Origin of the sequence: Allobosea sp. RAF48 (assembly GCF_052114025.1) — a bacterium.
Classification (GTDB): Bacteria; Pseudomonadota; Alphaproteobacteria; order Rhizobiales; family Beijerinckiaceae; genus Allobosea.
The window spans coordinates 176396-194651 of record NZ_JBFRDZ010000012.1 but is presented as its reverse complement, the minus strand read 5'-3'; the positions used below and the strand labels follow the sequence as shown (position 1 = coordinate 194651).

The window sequence follows — 18256 nt, the reverse complement described above, 5'->3', positions numbered from 1 at the left end:
CGCGCTAGCCCACGAGGCGCCAGACCGAGCTGCGCTTGATCTCGGCGTCCTCCAGCGCGCGCGTCACCGGCACTTCGTAGGTTGCGACCGTCTCCAGACGTCCCTTCGGCAGATAGCTGCGGCCGGGATCACCGATCAGCACCGTCGCGCCGCGGGCGGACAGGGCCGAGAGCCAGGCGATGACGCGCTCGGCCATGTCGCGCTCGTAGCAGACGTCGCCGGCACAGACGACCTCCCAGCCCTCGTCGCGGCCGACGAGGTCGTCGGCCCGCGCCGTCACGGGGACGCCGTTGGCCACTGCATTGATGCCGATCGCAGCGACCGCGAAGGCATCGATATCGCAGGCTTCGACCCGCGCCGCCCCCGACTTTGCGGCAGCGATCGCAACCAGTCCGGAGCCGGAGGCGAAATCGAGGACGCGCCGTCCCGCCACGATCTGCGGGTGATCGAGCAGGTAGCGTGCCAGCGCCTGTCCCCCGGCCCAGGCAAAAGCCCAGAACGGTGGCGGCAGGCCGATGACGGCAAGCTCCTCCTCGGTCTTCTGCCAAAGCTCGGTCGCTTCCTGCGCGACATGCAGGGCGATCTCAGCGGCATGCGGCACCGGCAGCAGCCGCGTATGCGCGCGGATGAAGCCCTCCCGATCGAGCTTCGACCCTGCCTCGCTCATGCGACCTTCTCCGTCGCAGGCGCGGCGAGAAGCCCCTGGTAGAGCGCTTTCACGGCATTCATCACGTCGCGCTCGGTATGGCCGTCGAGCAGGCGGGCACGGGCATTCGCCCCCATCCGCTCCGCGAGGCCCGGCGCCCGGGCGAAGACGGTCAACGCCTTGGCCAGCGCCGCGGCGTCGTCGGCCGGCACGACCATGCCATCCTGTCCCTCGCGGACGAAGCTGCGGCAGCCCGGCACATCGGTCGTCAGGATCGGCCGGCCGCATGATGCGGCTTCCAGAATGGTGCGCGGCAAGCCTTCGCCGCCGCGCGAGGGCAGGATGCAGAGATGATGCGCCTTCCAGACCGCCTCGACATCCCGCGTCGGGCCGGCCCAGTTGATGCCGGGCCGCGCGGCCCATTCCTTCAATGTCGCCTCGGGGATCGCCTTCGGATTCGACGGATCAGGCGCCCCATGGATGGTGAGCTCGACCTTCGTCCCCTCGGCACGGGCGAGCCTCACCGCCTCGACCGCGAGATCGACGCCCTTGGACCAGAGCATGCGCGCCACCAGCGCGACCTTGAGCGGCGGCGCAGGCGGCATCGGCGACGGCATCAGAATCAGCGGATCGACTCCGGCCCCGCCGACGATCGCGACCTTGCCGGCATCGTGCGGATCGAGCCCGAGCGTAACCGGATCGTCCGGGTTCTCGAAGAGGAAGCGCACCTGCCGGCCGTCGATCGCGCCGCGCAGCCAGGCGATCGCGGCGAAGCGCGCCGCAGCGGCCAAGGCCCCTTGCTTTGCGCCGAGGAAGCCGAGGCCGGTCAAGGCATAGACACGTCGGTCGATGCCGGCGAGCTTGCCGGCCAGACCGGCGAGCGCGATCGGCTTCAGCGCGATGCAATGCAGGACGTCGGGCTTTTCCGCCGCGATCAGCCGCCTCAGCGCAGCGATCTGCTTGACCAGCGCACGCGGATCGAGGCTGCGCCGCTCCGCCTCCAACGCGATCAGCCGCGCCCCGGTCGCTTCGATCACGCGCCGATGGCTGCGTTCGCGGGCGATGACGGCAACGTCGAGGCCAAGCTCGCGCGCCGCCCGCGCCATCGGCAGGAAATGCGAGGCGAAGAACCAGTCCTCGGTGGCGACGAAGAGGAGTTTGGGGCGCGGCATCGCGCCATCAGGCCGATGCGGCGGCGCAGGTCAAGAGCGCCGATGGCTCAGAGTCCTTTCGGACACTTCCGGTCCCCCATCCTGAGGAGCAAGTGAAGCTTGCATCTCGAAGGATGGTCCAGAGGGCACGGGAGCCTCCTGAAGCATCCTTCGAGACGCCGCTGTCGCGGCTCCTCAGGATGAGGGCTGGAGACGAGAGCACGGGATCGGAAGGACGCGGATCAGGGCCGCGCCGTCGCGACCGGCAGGACGCGCGCCAGCGCCGCCGCGGGATCGATCCGCCCGGCGCCGAAGACCGGGTCGCGCCCCTTGGAGCCGAGGTCGGTCGCGCTCTCGCCGAGGATGCGGCGGGCGCTGTCGGGGTCGAGTTCCGGCTGCTTCTCCAGCAGCAGCGCGATGAGCCCGGAGACATGGGCGGCCGCGATCGAGGTGCCCGAGGTGAAGGCGTATCGGCCCGCGGGCTCCGCCGTCAGCACGTCCACGCCGGGCGCCGCAACGGCAACGTAACTGCCGCGGTTGGCATCGATGAAGATCTTGTCGTCGGCATCGGTCGCGGTCACGGCGATGACGCTCGGGTCGGCGCCGGGATAGAGCGGTGCCGAGCGGATGCCGCCGTTGCCGGCGGCCGCCACCGCGATGACACCGCGCTCCTTCGCCCCGGCGAGCGCCTTGGACAGCAGGCGGTCCTGCGGCCCGGCGAAGCTGAGATTGACCACCTTCGCCCGCTGCTGAACCACCCACTCCAGCGCCGTCAGGATCTGGAAGGACTTGCCGTTCGCCGAGCTCGCCTGCGGGCCGCCGAAGGCGCGGGCGACGATCAGCCGGGCGCCCGGCGCGACGCCCTGCAACTCGCCATGCGCGACGATCGCCGTCGCCATGGAGGTGCCGTGCGCGTGCGGAGTCGCCAGCCCATCGACGGCATCGAGATAGGCGAGGACCGAGCCGCTGATCTCGGGGTGCTCCATGTCCACGCCGGAATCGATCATGCCGACGCGGATGCCGCGCCCGAGCGCGAGCTTGCGGGCTTCGCCGAGGCGCAGCTTGTCGACGACGTATTGCGGCGGCAGCACGCGCCGGACCGCGGCAGTGCCGCGCGCCGCCGTCGCGGGATCCCCGAGCCGCAGGCCCGGAACCGGCGGTCCGCTGGCATCGGAAGACGCCGTCGTCGGCGCGGTCGAAGCGTTCGTGGCGCCGGGCCCGGCCGAGGCACCCTGCTGCAGCTCATACAGGAAGTTGGGCTGGGCGCCGGCGATGCTGCTGTCGTCGCCCATCTGGGTCAGCACGGCCCGGAGGTCGCGGCCGGCTTCGAGCTTGGCGCGGATGATGGTGACGTTGGCCAACTCGAAGCGCTGGCGGGCGATCAGGGTCGCGCCGTAGCGACGCAGCACGACGTCGGCCTCGGCGTTGGGAGCTAGCTCGAACAGCACCTCGTCCGGGACGAAACGAGTCTCCTCCGGCGCCGGGACGATGGCGCGCTGCTGGCGCATCCACGACCCCGGAGGCACGCGCATGGAACGGTTGGGCCCACTGGCGGCGGGCTGCTGGGGGGCGATGGCGGGAGCCTGGGCGAGAGCGGTGGCGGGAGCCAACGCGACCACCCATGCGAGCAATGCGGCACCCGCCAGGCACCGCGTCAGCACCGTCCTGCTCGTGAAACCGGATCGCAGCATGGCCTGGCCCTCCTGCCGCAGAACATCATGCCATGGCGCCCGCGAGAGGCGCCAGAGCATCACGGCGCGGGCGCGACGAAGCTGACGATCGCGCTCTCGCTCTTCATCCGCGTCGCGATCGCATCGACCTGGGCAGCCGACAGCGAGGCATCTCCGACCCGCACCTTGAAGAAGCCGTTGGCGCGCGGCCCGTCGACGACCGAGGCGTCGAAACGCTTGAAGAAGGCGGCGATCTCGCCGGCCTTCGCCTCCGGAGCGAAGCTCAGCAGGACATAGCGCTCGGAAGCCCGCGAGCCCGGCGCCGAAGCCGTCTGGTAGCCGGCACCCCCATCGTGCAGCGCAAGTCCGGTGATGGCGACGCCCTGCAGCGCAATCAGCGCGATGGCGGCCGCGCTGGCATAGGCGAGCCGGCGCGGCGGCTGCGCCGCCAGCAGGCCACCGAGCCAGCCAAGGAAGCCGCGGCCCATGCTGTCGGTCGCCCGCGTCAGCAGCGGCGCCTGATGGGGGGCCGTGTCGATCTCCGCCATCAGCTTTTCGAGGGCACGGTGCGACGGGGCGCCGAGGCTCTCGTTGAGCAGAACCGTCTCGGCCATGTCGTCGCGGATGATGTCGAGCCGGGCGGCGAGCTCGGCGTCGCCGGCGAGCGCGGCTTCGACGCGGCGCTTGTCGGCGTCCGAGATGCGGCCATTGGCAAAGAAGGGCAGCAGCTCCTCGAGCTCGCGGCGCTTCGGATCGCTTGCGATGCTGTCGGTCATCACGCCACTCCTCCGGCGGCTCGGCCGCACTTCATAAACGTCAACGCCTCAGGGCCAGCCACGGTCGATGCCGGCAGCCTTGAGCATCTCGCCCAGCTTCTTGCGGGCGTGGAAAAGCCGTGTCTTGACGGTGTTCTCGGGAATGCCGACGATCCGCGCGACCTCCTCGAGGGAGGTCTCGTGGTAATAGACGAGATCGACGACCTCGCGGTGCTCGGCAGAAAGGCGTTCGAGGCAGGCACGGATCGCAAGGCCCTTGTCCTGCTTCTGGAGCACGATCTCGGGGCCGTCAGATTCGTCCTCGATGCTGCCCGCATAATCCTCGTCGAGCTCGGCATCGCGGCGCTTCCGCAGGAGCGACCACGCCTTGTTCCGGGCGATGGCGAGCAGCCAGGTCGAGACCGAGGCGCGCGCCTCGAAGCGATCCGCCTGTCGCCAGAGATCCATGAACACGTCACTGATCACATCCTCGGCAAGCGTCTCGTCGCGGACGAGCCGCAGCACGAAACGGTAGACCCGCACCTGATGCCGTGAAAACAGCACCTTCATCGCGAGCCGATCGCCCGAGGCGATCCGTTTGACGAGATCCTCGTCCGATTCCGTATGCATTGCCCCTCGAAGGCCAGGCATCCCGGCTCGCACCCATTCGTCGCGGCGAGCGGGGAAAAGGTTCAACCCGGGCGCACATTAATCTGCGCGAACGGATTTGCCGATAGGTCATCAGGGGAAAGGACGCGCTTTTTTGCCCGTAAACCAGCCAATACAGGGCTGTCGAACCGCGGCGCGGTTAAGCGGATATGAAAAGGGGCGCCCGCGGCGCCCCAGATCGCATTGATGACATGCGCGAATTCTTGGCGCCCGGCTGACATCAGCCAAGCGCAAAGTGCACGACGGCACCGGACCGAAAAGAGGAATCCACTCTTCGGAAAATCCGATGCGATGACAGATCCACAGATCACCGTTATCGCGTCCGGCAGGACGCGCGGCGACCTAGCGGCGTTTGCCGGCCGTGCGCATCTGCATGTACTGGACCGCTTCCAGCAGCACCTTGCGCGGACGCTCGGCATCACGCTTGGCCTGCTCCGCCTTGCGGGCGGCTTCGCGGGCGATCTCTTCCTGGCGCTTCTCTTCTTCAATCCGCGCGCGCTCGAGCGCCTCGAGGCGCTCCTTCTCGGCCCGGATCTTCGCCTTCTCGGCTTCGCGCTCGGCGCGAGCCTGAGCGATGGCTTCCCGCTCCTCGCGTCGCTGCACCATGACCGGGTCATCGACCTTGGGCCGTGCCTTGAAACGCTCAAGCAGCGCCTGCTTGGCTTTGGCGGAATTGGCCTGACGGTCGGTGAAGCTGCGGTCGTTCGGGTTCTTCAAGGGTGATCTTCTCTCGGGTTGTTACGGGTTGTTTCTCGGCCCGCGCGGGCGCCTTAAGCCAGATCGAGCCAATTTGGTATCGAAATCAACGCGCGGCACCCCCGCTTCCAGCGCGGAGCGGGCGGCTTTTCGGGCGTGGCGCCGCGATCAGCCCTTCGTGGCGCGCCTGCTTGAGGGCCGCCTTGCGGGCCCGGCGCACGGCAGTGGCCTTCTCGCGGATGCGGCGCTCCGAGGGCTTCTCATAGGCCGTATGCCGTTTCACTTCGCGCATGATGCCTTCACGCTGAAGTTTCCGCTTCAGCACGCGCAAGGCCTGATCGATGTTGTTGTCGCGAACGAGAACCTGCATCGAAGCTCCTCTCTGCGGTTGATCGATCGCCGCGCGCCGATCCCGGCGCGAAGTGGCGATCAATCGCATTGGTGAAGCATAGGATTCGTCCGAAAAGTGGAATCCACTTCTCGGTCCGATGCTCCGGTACATTCCTGTGGCGGGCCGCGGGAATGGACTATCCTGTCGTGAGTCAGTAACCGCGCATGTCTCCGAAGGCTCGCGAGGCGAGGGGTCGGAGCGGAACGGCGCGGCCGGCAGACACTCGATATGGGCCTGACGGGGCCGTTTTTCAACGGGATCGGCCGCTACGGCATCGAACCGAGAAGTGGATTCCCCTTTTCGGAAAAATCCGATGCAGTACGAAATAGATAGATCACCGCTATCGCGTCCGATAGGGCGCGCGGCGATCCAATGCACGCGGAGCACGCCGGCCCCGATGGTCCCACCGCTTTACAATCGCCCGGTTTTCCCCAACAGGCAGGAGGCTCGCTGCAACAGATCGTGTGTCCCGTGAAGACGCCTTCGCTTTCCGATTTCCGCCGCATCGTCGTGAAGGTCGGCTCCAGCCTGCTGGTCGACCGGGCTCGCGGCCGGCTGCGCCATGCCTGGCTCGCCGCCCTCGCAGAAGACCTCGCCGAACTGCACCAACGCGGCGCTGACGTCCTCGTCGTCTCCTCCGGCGCGATCGCGCTCGGGCGCACCGTGCTCAACCTGCCCTCGGGCCCGCTGCGGCTGGAGGAAAGCCAGGCCGCCGCCGCCGTCGGGCAGATCGCGCTCGCCCGCAACTGGGCCGAGGCGCTGGCCGCCCATGGGCTCACCGCCGGACAGATCCTGCTGACGCTGGCCGATACCGAGCAGCGACGCCGCTATCTCAACGCGCGCGCGACGCTCGGGCGCCTGCTCGACCTGCGCGCCATCCCCGTCATCAACGAGAACGACACCGTCGCCACCACCGAAATCCGCTATGGCGACAATGACCGGCTCGCCGCGCGCGTCGCGACCATGGCCGGCGCCGACCTGCTGGTGCTGTTCTCCGACATCGACGGACTCTATACCGCGCCACCTGCCAAGGACCCGTCCGCCCAGCACATCCCCGTCGTCGAGAAGATCACGCCAGAAATCGACGCCATGGCCGGCGGGGCGGCTTCCGAACTCTCGCGCGGCGGCATGCGCACGAAGATCGAGGCCGGCAAGATCGCCGCCGCCGGCGGCACACACATGCTGATCGCCGATGGGCGAGCCAAGAATCCGCTGGCGAGCGTGGCTGCCGGCGGGCGCTGCACCTGGTTCCTCTCCGGCTCGACACCCGCCACCGCGCGCAAGACCTGGATCGCCGGCACGCTGGAGCCGCGCGGCACGCTGCATGTCGATGCCGGTGCGGCCCGCGCGCTACGCGGCGGCGCGAGTCTGCTGCCGGTCGGCGTCAGCCGCATCGAAGGCGAGTTCGCGCGCGGCGATGCCGTGCTGATCCGCGACCCCGACGGGCAGCTGCTCGGGCGCGGTCTCGTCGCCTATGATGCGAGCGAAGCCGCGCTCGTTCTCGGCAAGGCCTCGCGCGACATCGAAAGCGTGCTCGGCTACCCCGGCCGCGCCGAGATGATCCACCGGGACGACATGGCGCTCGGGCTAGGCTAAGCTTTCTTCCGGGCCGGCTTTTGCCGGCGGGTTTTTGGGCTGGGTGAGATGACGGGCGACAGCGCATTGCGCATCATCGCGACAAACGAGAACGGCGATGTCCGGCTCGTGATGCATGAGGTAGGCCGGCGTGCCCGCGCCGCCGCACGCAAGGTCGCGCTCAGCCCAACCGAGCAGCGCAACGCCGCTTTGATCGCCATGGCCGATGCGCTGCGTGCCCGCAGCGCCCGCATTCTCGCCGCCAATGCGCAGGATCTCGCCGACGGCAAGGCGGCAGGTCTCAGCGCCTCATTCATGGACCGCCTCGCCCTCGACGAGAAGCGCATCGCCGCCATCGCCGACGCCGTCGCGGAGGTTGCCGACCTGCCCGACCCGCTCGGCCGCGTGCTGGCGGAATGGACCCGCCCGAACGGCCTGCGCTTCGAACGCGTCGCCACGCCGCTCGGCGTCATCGCCGTGATCTTCGAGAGCCGCCCCAACGTCACGGCCGATGCCGGCGCGCTCTGCCTGAAGAGCGGCAATGCCGCGATCCTGCGCGCGGGCTCCGACTCCTTCCGCTCCTCGACCGAGATCGCCGCGGCGATGCGCGAGGGGCTGGAAGCCGCCGGCCTGCCGGGCGATGCGATCCAGCTCGTGCCGACGCGTGACCGCGCCGCCGTGGGCGAAATCCTCGCGGGCCTCAGCGGCAATGTCGACGTCGTCGTTCCGCGCGGCGGGAAAAGCCTCGTCGCCCGCGTCCAGAGCGAGGCGCGCGTGCCCGTCTTCGCCCATCTCGACGGCAACTGCCATGTCTATGTCGATGCCAAGGCCGATCTCGCCATGGCGCGCGAGATCCTGCTCAACGCCAAGCTGCGCCGTACCGGCGTCTGCGGCGCAGCCGAGACGCTGCTCGTCGACGAGGCCTGCGCCGCGACCCATCTCGCCCCGCTTGTCGCCGCCCTGCTCGATGCCGGCTGCGCCGTGCGCGGCGATGCGGCAGTACAGGCCGTCGATGCGCGCGTGACGCCCGCCAGCGAGGAAGACTGGTCGACGGAATATCTCGACACGATCATCGCGGCGAAGGTCGTGCCGGGGCTCGACGCCGCAATCGACCATATCGAGCGCTACGGCTCGCATCACACCGATGCGATCGTCACGGCCGACGCGGCCGCCGCCGCCCGCTTCCTGGCTGAGGTCGATTCCGCGATCGTCGTCCACAATGCCTCGACCCAGTTCGCCGATGGCGGCGAGTTCGGCTTCGGCGCCGAGATCGGCATCGCCACCGGCCGGATGCATGCGCGCGGCCCCGTTGGGGTCGAGCAGCTCTGCTCGTTCAAGTACCGCGTCCATGGCGCGGGCCAGACGCGCCCCTGAGCCGTGCAGCACGGATGACGAGCGAGCATCTGCGCCTGCCGCCCCATGCGCCGGGCCTGTGTATCGGCCTGTTCGGCGGCAGCTTCAACCCCGCCCATGACGGCCACAGGCTGGCGAGCTTGACGGCGCTGCGCCGCCTGCAGCTCGACCGCATCTGGTGGCTGGTCACCCCCGGCAACCCGCTGAAGGACAATGCGAAACTGCCGCCGCTCGGCGAGCGCCTGCGGCAGGCGCGCGATATCGCCGCCCATGCCCGCATCAACGTCACCGGCATCGAGGCGACGCTGCGCACCCGCTACACCGCCGATACGCTGCGCGCGCTGAAGCGGCGCTGCCCGGGCGTCAACTTCGTCTGGATCATGGGCTCCGACAATCTCGCCGGCTTCCACCGCTGGGCCGAGTGGCGGACGATCGCCCGAATGATGCCGATTGCGGTGATCGACCGGCCGGGCTCGACCCACAGCGCCATGGCCTCGCCCGCCGCCAACTGGCTGTCGCGCTGGCGCATCCCGGAGAATCAGGCCGCGAGTCTGCCGCGCACCCGGCCTCCGGCCTGGGTTTTCCTGCACGGCAAGCGCTCGACGTTATCCTCCACCATGCTGCGCCGTCAGGCCGGCCGCGATTGAATTCCACGGCCGTCCGGCTTATTTTGGCTGCATCGCGCCGAGAGCGCATCTGAATTGAGAGGATACGTCACTGAACCGTCAAACCCTTGGTGAGGCCGAGCCGAAGCCGCTTCCCCAGGCCGCTATCGCGGACAATCCCTCCGCCGATAGCATCGCCCTTGCCCGACATGTCCTCGAAGACATGAAAGCCGAGGACATCACGGTGATCGACCTCGTTGGCAAGACGTCGCTGGCCGACGCGATGATCATCGCGTCCGGCAACGTCAACCGCCACGTCGCCGCCATCAGCGAGGCCCTGGTCGAGGCACTCAAGAGTGCAGGGAAGCCATCGCCGCAGGTCGAGGGCATGCCAGCTTGCGACTGGGTGCTGATCGATACCGGCGATATCATCGTCCATGTCTTCCGGCCCGAAGTGCGCCAGTTCTACAATCTCGAGAAGATGTGGGGCACGGACCGGCCGAACGAACGCCTCGCGAACTGACGACGCCAAGAGATGCGGCTCGCGGTCATCGCCGTCGGCCGGCTCAAGGATGGGCCGGAACGCGAGCTCTGCGAGCGCTATCGTGAACGCGGGGTCGCGCTCGGCCGCGGCATCGGGCTGAGCGGGCCCGACATCGTCGAGATCGCCGAAAGCCGGGGCCGCCGCCCCGAGGAGCGCAAGCGCGAAGAAGCGCAGGCGATCCTCGCCAAGGCGCAGCCCGGCCTGCTGATCGCGCTCGACGAGCGCGGTCGCCAGCTCGGCAGCGAAGCCTTCGCCAGCCGCATCGCCGCCGCCCGCGACGCCGGAACCGGCCATGCCAGCCTCATCATCGGCGGCGCCGACGGCTTGAGCGAGGATATTCGCGACAAGGCCGACATCACACTCGCCTTCGGCGCGCTGACGATCCCGCACCAGATCGTGCGGGCGCTGGTGCTGGAACAACTCTATCGGGCGATGACGATCATCGCCGGGCACCCCTATCATCGCGCATGAACTTCGCCGCGCTGCTGATTCGCTCCGGGCTGCGCCGTCTGGCCCCTGCTGCCCTGCTTGCGGCGGTCTCGCTCGGCGGGGCTGCTCTTGCGCAGCCCAAGCCGGCCGATCCCGAGGCTCTGGCCCGGGAGGCGATGCAGAAGCTCGTCGAGAAACAGGAGCGTGAAGCCGAACTCAAGGCAATCGAGCAGCGCCTCGCCGGAAACGCAGAAGCCCGCGCCAGCCTTGAAAAAGAAATCGCCGCGATCCGCGCCGACCGTGCCGCGCTCAACAAGGCCCTGCTCGACGCCACCGCGAAGACACAGGCCGGCGAGGAGCGGCTGGGCGCGTTGGAAAAGCGGCTCGCGCTGCTGCAATCCAGCGAGACGGCCATCCGGCGCTCGCTCGAGGGCCGGCGCGGCCTGATCGCGGAGGTGCTGGCCGCCTTGCAGCGCATCGGCCGGGCCCCGCCTCCTGCGGTGCTCGTACGGCCAGAGGACATCCTCGAAGCCGTGCGCGCCTCGATGCTGCTCGGCGCCGTCGTGCCCGATCTGCGCCAGGAGATCGAAATTCTCGCTACGGATCTAGGCGAGCTGGTGCGGCTGCGCGACAACATCGCCACCGAGAAGCTCAAGATCGGCACGGAGATGGAGCAGTTCGTCGGCGAGCGCCAGCGCCTGGCGTCGCTGATCGAGGCCCGGCGGGACCGCGAAGCCAGCGCCGCCAAGGATGTCGAAGCCCAGCGCGCACTCGGCAACGAGCTCGCCGGCCAGGCCCGCTCGATGCGCGACTTCGTCGAGAAGATCGAGAAGGAGATTTCCGTCACCAACAGGGCAGCGGAGGCGGCGCGCCAGGCAATCGAGCAGGAAACGCGCGAGCAGCGCGAGCGCATGACGGCGCTCGCCTTCAAGGACCCGGCGCGCCTGGCCCCCAAGATCGCCTTTTCCGACGCCAAAGGCCTGCTCTCGCTGCCTGTCGCAGGATCACGATTGCGTGGTTTTGGCGACCCTGACGGCGCCGGCGGCACAATCCGCGGAATTTCACTGGAAACCCGGCCAGGCGCCCTAGTTTCGGCGCCTTCTGACGCTTGGGTGGTGTATGCGGGACCGTTCCGTTCGTTCGGGCAACTCTTGATCCTGAACGCAGGGGGTGGATACTACATTTTGCTTGCGGGCATGCAGCGGATCGATGTCGCGCTCAATCAGTTCGTCCTGGCGGGGGAGCCGGTTGCGGCGATGGGCGAAACATCGGAAGCTGCCGCGACGACAGTAGGGGTGGGAACCGGGCAGCCGGTCCTCTATATCGAATTCAGGAAAGACGGTGTCTCGGTCGACCCGACGCCGTGGTGGACGAAATGGCAAGGCGAAAAGGTTCGCGGATGATGCGCAAGGTTTCCCTCGTTCTCGCCGGCGCCATCATGGGCGCGGGCCTGACCGGACTCGCCACTCAGACCAGGCTGCTCAGCTCGACCAGCGCGGTGGCCGCTTCGGCCGAGGTCTATCGCAGCCTGAACCTCTTCGGTGACATCTTCGAGAAGATCCGCACCGATTATGTCGACAAACCCGACGAGCAGAAGCTGATCGAGGCCGCCATCAACGGCATGGTCTCCTCGCTCGACCCGCATTCCTCCTATCTCGACGCCAAGGCGTTCCGCGATATGGACACAGACATGCGCGGCCAGTTCGGCGGGCTCGGCATCGAGGTGACGATGGAGGACGGCGTCCTCAAGGTGGCCAAGCCGATTCGGGACACGCCCGCATCCAAGGCCGGCATCCTCGCCAACGACATCATCCGCCAGATCGACGGCACCGAGGTGAAGGGCCTTTCCCTCACCCAGGCGGTCGAGAAGATGCGCGGGCTGATCAACACCCAGGTCACGCTCAAGATCGAGCGCCCGGGCAAGACCGACCCGCTGGAGTTCACCCTGACCCGCTCGACCATCGTCGTGCCGGCGGTCGAGGAGCGCGTCGAGGGCGATATCGGCTATATCCGCATCGGCACCTTCTCCGAGCAGACCTATGACGGCCTGCGCAAGGCCATCGACAAGCTCTCGACCGAGATCGGCCAGGACAAGCTCAAGGGCTATGTCATCGACCTGCGCAACAATCGCGGCGGGCGCCTCGACCAGTCCGTGCTCGTCTCCGACGCCTTCCTCGAGCGCGGCAAGATCGTCTCGACCCGCGGCCGCAACGCCGAGGAGACCCAGGTCTTCAACGCCAAGTCGGGCGATCTGACCAAGGGCAAGCCGCTCGTCGTGCTGATCAACGGCTCCTCCGCCTCGGCGGCGGAGATCGTCGCCGGCGCGCTGCAGGACCACAAGCGCGCGGTCGTGATGGGCACGCGCTCCTTCGGCAAGGGCTCGGTGCAGACCGTGATCCCGCTCGGCTCGAATGGCGGCCTGCGCCTGACCACGGCGCGCTACTACACGCCGTCGGGCAACTCGATCCAGGCCAAGGGCATCACGCCGGACATCGAGGTCCAGCAGGACATCCCGCAGGAGATCAAGGACAAGCTCGTCGACAACAAGGGCGAGGCCGCGCTCAAGGGCCACCTCAAGGCCGGCGAGGGCGAGGAGCAGTCCGGCTCCGCTTCCTACGTCCCGAACGATCCGGCGAAGGACACCCAGCTGATCGCGGCCTTCAACCAGCTCCGCGGCATCAAGAAGGATTCCGCCCAGCTGGTCGAAAAGCCCTCCGAGAAGCCTGCCGCCGAGCCCGCCCCGGCGCCGGCCACCCCGGAAGCCCCGAAGCAGCCGAACTGAGCCCGCAGGAGAGCCTTCGGGCTCGACGCCGGGCTGCTTAGGCGACAAGACTAGCGCGCGGGCCACTGATTCGGGCCCGCGACGCAACCTTGAGGACGGCTGACCTTGGCCGGAACGCCGCTGACGGAGCTCAATCGGCCGCTCGGCCAGGATAGAGCCATGCCCTCCGGCAAGCCGTGGGGCCGTTGGCTTGCGATTGCTGCCGCCGGCTGCGTCGGCAGCGTGATATTCGGTCTCGTGCTCGTCGCCGCGCTACGCCGCGATCCCGATGGCGGAGAGCCGGTCGCCTATGCGGCGATCGAAAAACGCGCCGCTCCCGTTTCCTCCCTCCCGCCCAGCGCCGATGCGGCCCTATCCGCCGCGCGCGGCCCCGCAAGCGCCGCCCAGCTCGAGAACAGCGCCKGCGTGACCGTCGTGCGCGCGGGCGAGGATGCGCCGGGCGCGATCGTCATCACCGTCCCGGACGAAGCGGGTGCGATCAAGCTCGCGCCGGCCCCCGACAATCGGCTGGTGGAGCGCAGCCGCTACGGCCTGCTGCCGAAGCTCGGCCCGGACGGCGCGACCCCGGCCAAGATCTATGCTCGCCCGCTCGGACCGGAGCCCTCGGTCAAACCGGCCGGGCGCATCGCCCTGCTCGTCGGCGGCCTCGGCATCAGCCAGACCGGCACGGCCGATGCCATCGCCAAACTGCCGGGGCCGGTCTCGCTGGCCTTCGCCCCCTATGGCACCGAGCTCGAACGCACCGTCCAGCGCGCCCGCGGCGAGGGGCATGAGGTGTTCCTTCAGCTGCCGATGGAGCCCTTCGACTATCCCGACAACGATCCCGGCCCGCATACGCTGCTGACCGGCCCGAAGGCCTCGGACAATCTCGACAAGCTGCACTGGTCGCTCGGCCGCTTCACGGGCTATGTCGGCATCGTCAACTTTCTCGGCGGCCGCCTGACCTCGGACGAGAACGCGCTGTCGCCGCTCCTGCGCGAGCTTGCCGGGCGTGGCCTCATGGTCGTCGATGACGGCTCCTCGCCGCGCAGCCTTCTCGCCAGCTCCGCCACGCGTGCCCAGATCCCGGCCATCAAGATCGATCGGGTCATCGACGGCGTCACTCGCCCCGATGCCATCGACAAGGAACTCGCGGCGCTGGAGGCGCTGGCGCGCGATCAGGGCGTCGTCGTCGCCGCTGCCAGCGCCCTGCCGGTCTCGATCGAGCGGATCAATCGCTGGGCCCAGTCGCTGGAAGCCAAGAAGATCGCGCTCGTTCCCGTGAGCGCCGCCCGCGGTTTCCGCAATCCCAAGACCACCGGATCAGTTTCCGCCGGACCGCTGCGATGACCGAGAAAGCTCCCGAAGGCTACCGCCCCTGCGTCGGACTTGCCCTGTTCAATGCCGAAGGGCTCGTCTTCATCGGCCGGCGCGCCAACAAGACTCAGCGCGAGCATGTTGCGCCGGGCCATGCATGGCAGATGCCGCAGGGTGGTATCGACAAGGGCGAGACGCCGCTGGAGGCGGCCCGTCGCGAGCTGGCCGAGGAAACCAATGTCACCTCGGTCGAGTTGCTAGCCGAAGCCCCGGGCTGGCTGAGCTACGACCTGCCTGACGATATCGGCAAGGAAGCCTGGAAAGGCCGCTGGCGCGGGCAGGCGCAGAAATGGTTCGCCTTCCGCTTCGTCGGCTCCGAGGCGGAGATCAACATCCTGACGCCGGCGGGAGGGCACAAGGCCGAGTTCGACGCCTGGCGCTGGGCGCGGCTCGACGAGACGCCGGAGCTGATCATTCCCTTCAAACAGGGCGTCTACCGGCAGGTCGCCAGGCATTTCGCGCCCTTCGCGGGCGGCTGAGCCAGCCGGCACCGCGTCAGCCCATCATGTAGACGACGCGCACGATCCAGTAGAGCTGATAGGCGATGTGCACGGACGCCAGCGCGATATGGACGCTGCGCCGCGCCGAAAAAAAGGCCACGAGGCAGAGCAGAAGCCCGATCGGTACCTGCACGAGATAATCGCCGCTGAGCTGGCTCCAGCGCTCGGTGCCCTTGATCAGCGTATCGACGATATCGAGCAGGAAGGCCGACGCCAGCAGGCCGAAGAACCAGCGCCGGCGCTTGATGAAGAAGTCCTCGTAGCCCGCATATTCGGAGATGTTGTCCGGGAAGAGCAGCGCCGCGAGCAGATAGAGCACGACGGCATAGGCGATCAGGAAGAGATAGATCCCGAAGCTCCAGGAGGGGATGCGCGAGAGGCCCAACTCCCACCACCAGAACAGCACCAGCTCCAGCAGGATCGAGCCGACCCAGAGCATATGGAGCAGCGACAGGCGATAGCGGTCGGGATGCTGGATGAAGCTGGCGATGCCCGTCAGCATCCGGGTGATGCCGAGACCGATGACCATGCCCATGACGATGCGAACATGGGGGAAGAGCTCATGCGGCGAAATCGTCTCCATGAGATCTGCTTAGGACACCGCGCCGGAAAGGGGAATCCATCGCCCTAAACGCGGTTTTCAAGAGGTTTCGGAGCAGAGGCGCTTCGACGTTCGGGCCCGACGCCGAAATGGCGTCCCGGAAGGGATTCGAACCCCTGACCTACGGTTTAGGAAACCGTTGCTCTATCCTGCTGAGCTACCGGGACGCACGGAACTTCGTGTAGCATAATCGCGATGCGGGTGAAGTCCCTTCTTGCAACTGTCATGATCGCGACCCTGCCCGGCGTGCCGGCCGCGGCAGCGTCGAACTGCACGGCGGCACCGCCGGTGGCAACCGCGGCTGTTCGGCTCGCCGATCTCAACCCTGCCGGCGACCCGGTCCTGAGCGAGGGCAGGACGCTGCGCCTGGTCGGGCTGGCGCCGCGCCAGAACGGCGAGGAGGCCGCCCGCTTTCGTGCCGGCCTGGAACCCTTCCGCGATCGCTCGCTCGATCTCGCCATCCTCGGCGAGCCGGACCGCTGGGGGCGCTGGCCATCGAAGCTCTTCGTCCCCGCGGATAGCCCGGGCGGCGAGCCGCAGGAGTTGGTCCTCATCCTCCAGCGCAATGGCGCGGCCCTCCCGCTGCCCGAGCCACTCGCGTCGCCCTGCCGCGCCGCCCCCGTTCAGGCAACGTTAAGTTCCACCCCCTCACCCTCCCGGCCAGTGGCCACCGACGGCCATGATCTCGCCGCTGTAAAGGCGCAGGAAGGACGCTACGTCATGCTGGAAGGCCGGATCGCCTCGGTCGGCGAACGCTCCCAGCGGACCTATCTGAACTTCTCTCGCCGCCCTGGGGAGGCTGCTTCGATCGTCGTCTCGCGGGTCTTGTGGCGGGAATTGAAGGGCGCCGGCTGGACCGCAGCCAGCCTCAGCGGTAAACGCGTGCGCGCCTATGGCGTCCTGTCGGGACGCGACGGCCTCCTGCTGGAGGCGACATCCCGTGCGGCGCTGGAATTGATCGACTGAGGATATGCTGAAGCTCTGGCGGACATCGCTCTCGCGGCATTCGAAGCGGCTGGCGGCCATCGTGCTGCCCGGCCTGCTGCTCGTCGGCTGCCTGGGCGACCAGAGCCCGCTCATGCCGGCGGGCACGAGCTCGAGCGACGAGATCGCCCCGCGCATCAACACCATCCAGCGCGCTTCGGATCAGGAGCATCAGCGCCTGCTCTCCGCCTTCGGCGGCGAATATCGCGCGCCCAAGGCCCGCGCGGCGCTGGACGAGGTCGTCCAGAGGCTCGCGAAGGCCGGCGAGGGCCAGATCGGCCACTATGAGATCACCATCCTGAACTCGCCGGTGGTCAATGCCTTCGCCCTGCCCAATGGCCGGCTCTACGTCACCCGCGGCCTGCTCGTGCTCGCCAACGACACCTCAGAGATCGCGTCGGTGCTGGCGCATGAGATCGCCCATGTCACCGCCCAGCACGCCGTCGAGCGCGCCGAGAAGGAGGCGGAATCGGCGCTGGTGAGCCAGGTCGTCTCACAGGTCCTCAAGGACCCTTCCCAGGGTGCTGCCGTGAAGGCCGGCTCGAAGCTCTCGCTCGCCCGGTTCTCGCGCCAGCAGGAGCTCACCGCCGACCAGATCAGCGTGCGCAACATCGCGCGGGCCGGCTACGATCCCTATGGCGCCAGCCGCTTCCTGGCGACGCTCGGCCGCAACACCGCCTTCCGCAACAGCGGCCAGAACCAGAGCGCCGACGACAAGCGGCTCGACATCCTCTCCAGCCACCCGCAGACGCCCGAGCGCATCGCCGCCGTGACCAATGCGGCGCGCCAGATCGGCGCCCCCGGCATCGGCGAGCACGATGCCAATCGCTGGCTCAACGCGATCGAGGGCCTGGCCTATGGCGACGACCCGCGCGACGGCGTGGTGCGCGGCCGGCGCTACCTCAACAGCACCCTGCGCATCGGCTTCACCGCGCCCGAGGGCTTCAGCCTGGAAGCGGCGCAGGACATGGTGATCGGCGTCAGCGCCAGCGGCTCCCAGGCGCTGCGCTTCGACTCGGTGACGTTGAAGAGCGGCCAGACGCTGGAATCCTACGTCGCCGCCGGCTGGATCGAGGGGGTCGTGACGACCGGCATCGAGAAGATCGAGATCGCCGGGCAGCCGGCCGTGATCGCCCATGGCAAGGGCACGGACTGGATGTTCCGCCTCGCCGCCGTGCAGGTCGGCGAGCGCGTCTACCGCTTCATCCTCGCCGCACGCGGCGCGAGCGACCCCGAGCGGGCGATGCGCGCCATCGCCGACAGTTTCCGCGTCCTGACCCCGGCCGAGGCCCAGGCCGTCCGGCCGATGGTCGTTCGGCTGGTCGCGGCCGAGCCCGGCGACAATGTGGCGAGCATGGCCGAGCGCATGCCGGAACAGGACCGTCCCGGCGAGCTCTTCCAGCTCCTGAACGGGCTCGACCGCAACACCGCGCTGACGCCGGGCCAACGTTACAAGATCGTCGCCGAGTAACTTTCCTTCACGAGGCTGAGAGCCATCGCGCTATTGGCCAATCTGCCGCTATGATCGGCCGCCACCGCCCAAAGGGAG

At 68.4% G+C, this 18256-nt stretch carries 19 protein-coding genes and 1 tRNA gene; 11 read left to right on the top strand and 9 right to left on the bottom strand.

All coding sequences use genetic code 11. From position 1 onward, the window contains the following. Positions 1-4: 4 nt before the first annotated feature. The 7 genes from AB4Z10_RS20895 to rpsU all read right to left on the bottom strand — a co-directional run bounded on the left by AB4Z10_RS20895 (position 5) and on the right by rpsU (position 5957). Positions 5-667 carry a class I SAM-dependent methyltransferase gene (locus tag AB4Z10_RS20895; RefSeq protein WP_441472306.1) on the bottom strand — a complete coding sequence of 221 codons (663 nt, stop codon included), beginning with the start codon at positions 665-667 and terminating at the stop codon, positions 5-7. Continuing rightward, the gene (locus tag AB4Z10_RS20890; RefSeq protein WP_441472305.1) at positions 664-1818 is read right to left on the bottom strand and encodes a glycosyltransferase; all 1155 of its coding nucleotides are present in this window, start codon (positions 1816-1818) and stop codon (positions 664-666) included. The genes AB4Z10_RS20895 and AB4Z10_RS20890 overlap by 4 nt, the downstream gene beginning before the upstream one ends. Positions 1819-2039: 221 nt before the next feature. Beyond that, complete coding sequence (locus tag AB4Z10_RS20885) at positions 2040-3488, bottom strand: S8 family serine peptidase (protein WP_441472304.1); 1449 nt, start codon at positions 3486-3488, stop codon at positions 2040-2042. A 59-nt stretch (positions 3489-3547) separates the two neighbouring features. Further along, positions 3548-4243: an anti-sigma factor gene (locus AB4Z10_RS20880; protein ID WP_441472303.1), complete on the bottom strand. Its 696-nt coding sequence runs from the start codon at positions 4241-4243 to the stop codon at positions 3548-3550. A 48-nt stretch (positions 4244-4291) separates the two neighbouring features. Continuing rightward, on the bottom strand, positions 4292-4852 hold the full coding sequence (locus tag AB4Z10_RS20875) for a sigma-70 family RNA polymerase sigma factor (protein WP_441472302.1): 561 nt from the start codon (positions 4850-4852) through the stop codon (positions 4292-4294). A 381-nt stretch (positions 4853-5233) separates the two neighbouring features. Continuing rightward, entirely contained in the window at positions 5234-5608 is a 375-nt protein-coding gene (locus tag AB4Z10_RS20870; protein WP_441472301.1) for a DUF6481 family protein, read from the bottom strand. A gap of 85 nt (positions 5609-5693) precedes the next feature. Next, positions 5694-5957, bottom strand: coding sequence for a 30S ribosomal protein S21 (gene rpsU / locus AB4Z10_RS20865; protein ID WP_441472300.1), 264 nt, complete (start codon positions 5955-5957; stop codon positions 5694-5696). Positions 5958-6440: 483 nt separating this feature from the next. Here rpsU and proB point away from each other — a divergent pair, with 483 nt between their 5' ends. The 9 genes from proB to AB4Z10_RS20820 all read left to right on the top strand — a co-directional run bounded on the left by proB (position 6441) and on the right by AB4Z10_RS20820 (position 15101). After that, positions 6441-7574 carry a glutamate 5-kinase gene (gene proB / locus AB4Z10_RS20860; RefSeq protein ID WP_441472299.1) on the top strand — a complete coding sequence of 378 codons (1134 nt, stop codon included), beginning with the start codon at positions 6441-6443 and terminating at the stop codon, positions 7572-7574. A gap of 48 nt (positions 7575-7622) precedes the next feature. Then, entirely contained in the window at positions 7623-8927 is a 1305-nt protein-coding gene (locus AB4Z10_RS20855) for a glutamate-5-semialdehyde dehydrogenase (protein ID WP_441472298.1), read from the top strand. 14 nt (positions 8928-8941) lie between these two features. Further along, positions 8942-9553: a nicotinate-nucleotide adenylyltransferase gene (locus AB4Z10_RS20850; RefSeq protein WP_441472297.1), complete on the top strand. Its 612-nt coding sequence runs from the start codon at positions 8942-8944 to the stop codon at positions 9551-9553. A 70-nt stretch (positions 9554-9623) separates the two neighbouring features. After that, the gene (gene rsfS, locus AB4Z10_RS20845) at positions 9624-10034 is read left to right on the top strand and encodes a ribosome silencing factor (RefSeq protein WP_441472412.1); all 411 of its coding nucleotides are present in this window, start codon (positions 9624-9626) and stop codon (positions 10032-10034) included. Positions 10035-10046: 12 nt separating this feature from the next. Continuing rightward, positions 10047-10526: a 23S rRNA (pseudouridine(1915)-N(3))-methyltransferase RlmH gene (gene rlmH / locus AB4Z10_RS20840; protein ID WP_441472296.1), complete on the top strand. Its 480-nt coding sequence runs from the start codon at positions 10047-10049 to the stop codon at positions 10524-10526. Continuing rightward, positions 10523-11887 (top strand): murein hydrolase activator EnvC family protein, encoded by a 1365-nt coding sequence (locus AB4Z10_RS20835; RefSeq protein ID WP_441472295.1) that lies wholly within the window; start codon positions 10523-10525, stop codon positions 11885-11887. Before rlmH ends, AB4Z10_RS20835 begins: the two co-directional genes overlap by 4 nt. Then, entirely contained in the window at positions 11887-13266 is a 1380-nt protein-coding gene (locus AB4Z10_RS20830) for a S41 family peptidase (protein WP_441472294.1), read from the top strand. The genes AB4Z10_RS20835 and AB4Z10_RS20830 overlap by 1 nt, the downstream gene beginning before the upstream one ends. 159 nt (positions 13267-13425) lie before the next feature. Further along, positions 13426-14595, top strand: coding sequence for a divergent polysaccharide deacetylase family protein (locus tag AB4Z10_RS20825; protein ID WP_441472293.1), 1170 nt, complete (start codon positions 13426-13428; stop codon positions 14593-14595). Continuing rightward, complete coding sequence (locus AB4Z10_RS20820) at positions 14592-15101, top strand: RNA pyrophosphohydrolase (RefSeq protein WP_441472292.1); 510 nt, start codon at positions 14592-14594, stop codon at positions 15099-15101. Before AB4Z10_RS20825 ends, AB4Z10_RS20820 begins: the two co-directional genes overlap by 4 nt. 16 nt (positions 15102-15117) lie before the next feature. Here the strand turns inward: AB4Z10_RS20820 and AB4Z10_RS20815 are convergent, their stop codons facing one another. After that, positions 15118-15705 (bottom strand): hypothetical protein, encoded by a 588-nt coding sequence (locus AB4Z10_RS20815; RefSeq protein ID WP_441472291.1) that lies wholly within the window; start codon positions 15703-15705, stop codon positions 15118-15120. A 108-nt stretch (positions 15706-15813) separates the two neighbouring features. Continuing rightward, positions 15814-15890, bottom strand: a tRNA-Arg gene (locus tag AB4Z10_RS20810). Positions 15891-15948: 58 nt separating this feature from the next. On the opposite strand from AB4Z10_RS20810, the gene AB4Z10_RS20805 reads away from it, so the two are divergent. Together AB4Z10_RS20805 and AB4Z10_RS20800 are read left to right on the top strand one after the other, a co-directional pair. Next, positions 15949-16689 carry a hypothetical protein gene (locus AB4Z10_RS20805; protein ID WP_441472290.1) on the top strand — a complete coding sequence of 247 codons (741 nt, stop codon included), beginning with the start codon at positions 15949-15951 and terminating at the stop codon, positions 16687-16689. A gap of 4 nt (positions 16690-16693) precedes the next feature. Further along, positions 16694-18178: a M48 family metalloprotease gene (locus tag AB4Z10_RS20800; protein WP_441472289.1), complete on the top strand. Its 1485-nt coding sequence runs from the start codon at positions 16694-16696 to the stop codon at positions 18176-18178. Positions 18179-18256 lie beyond the last annotated feature (78 nt).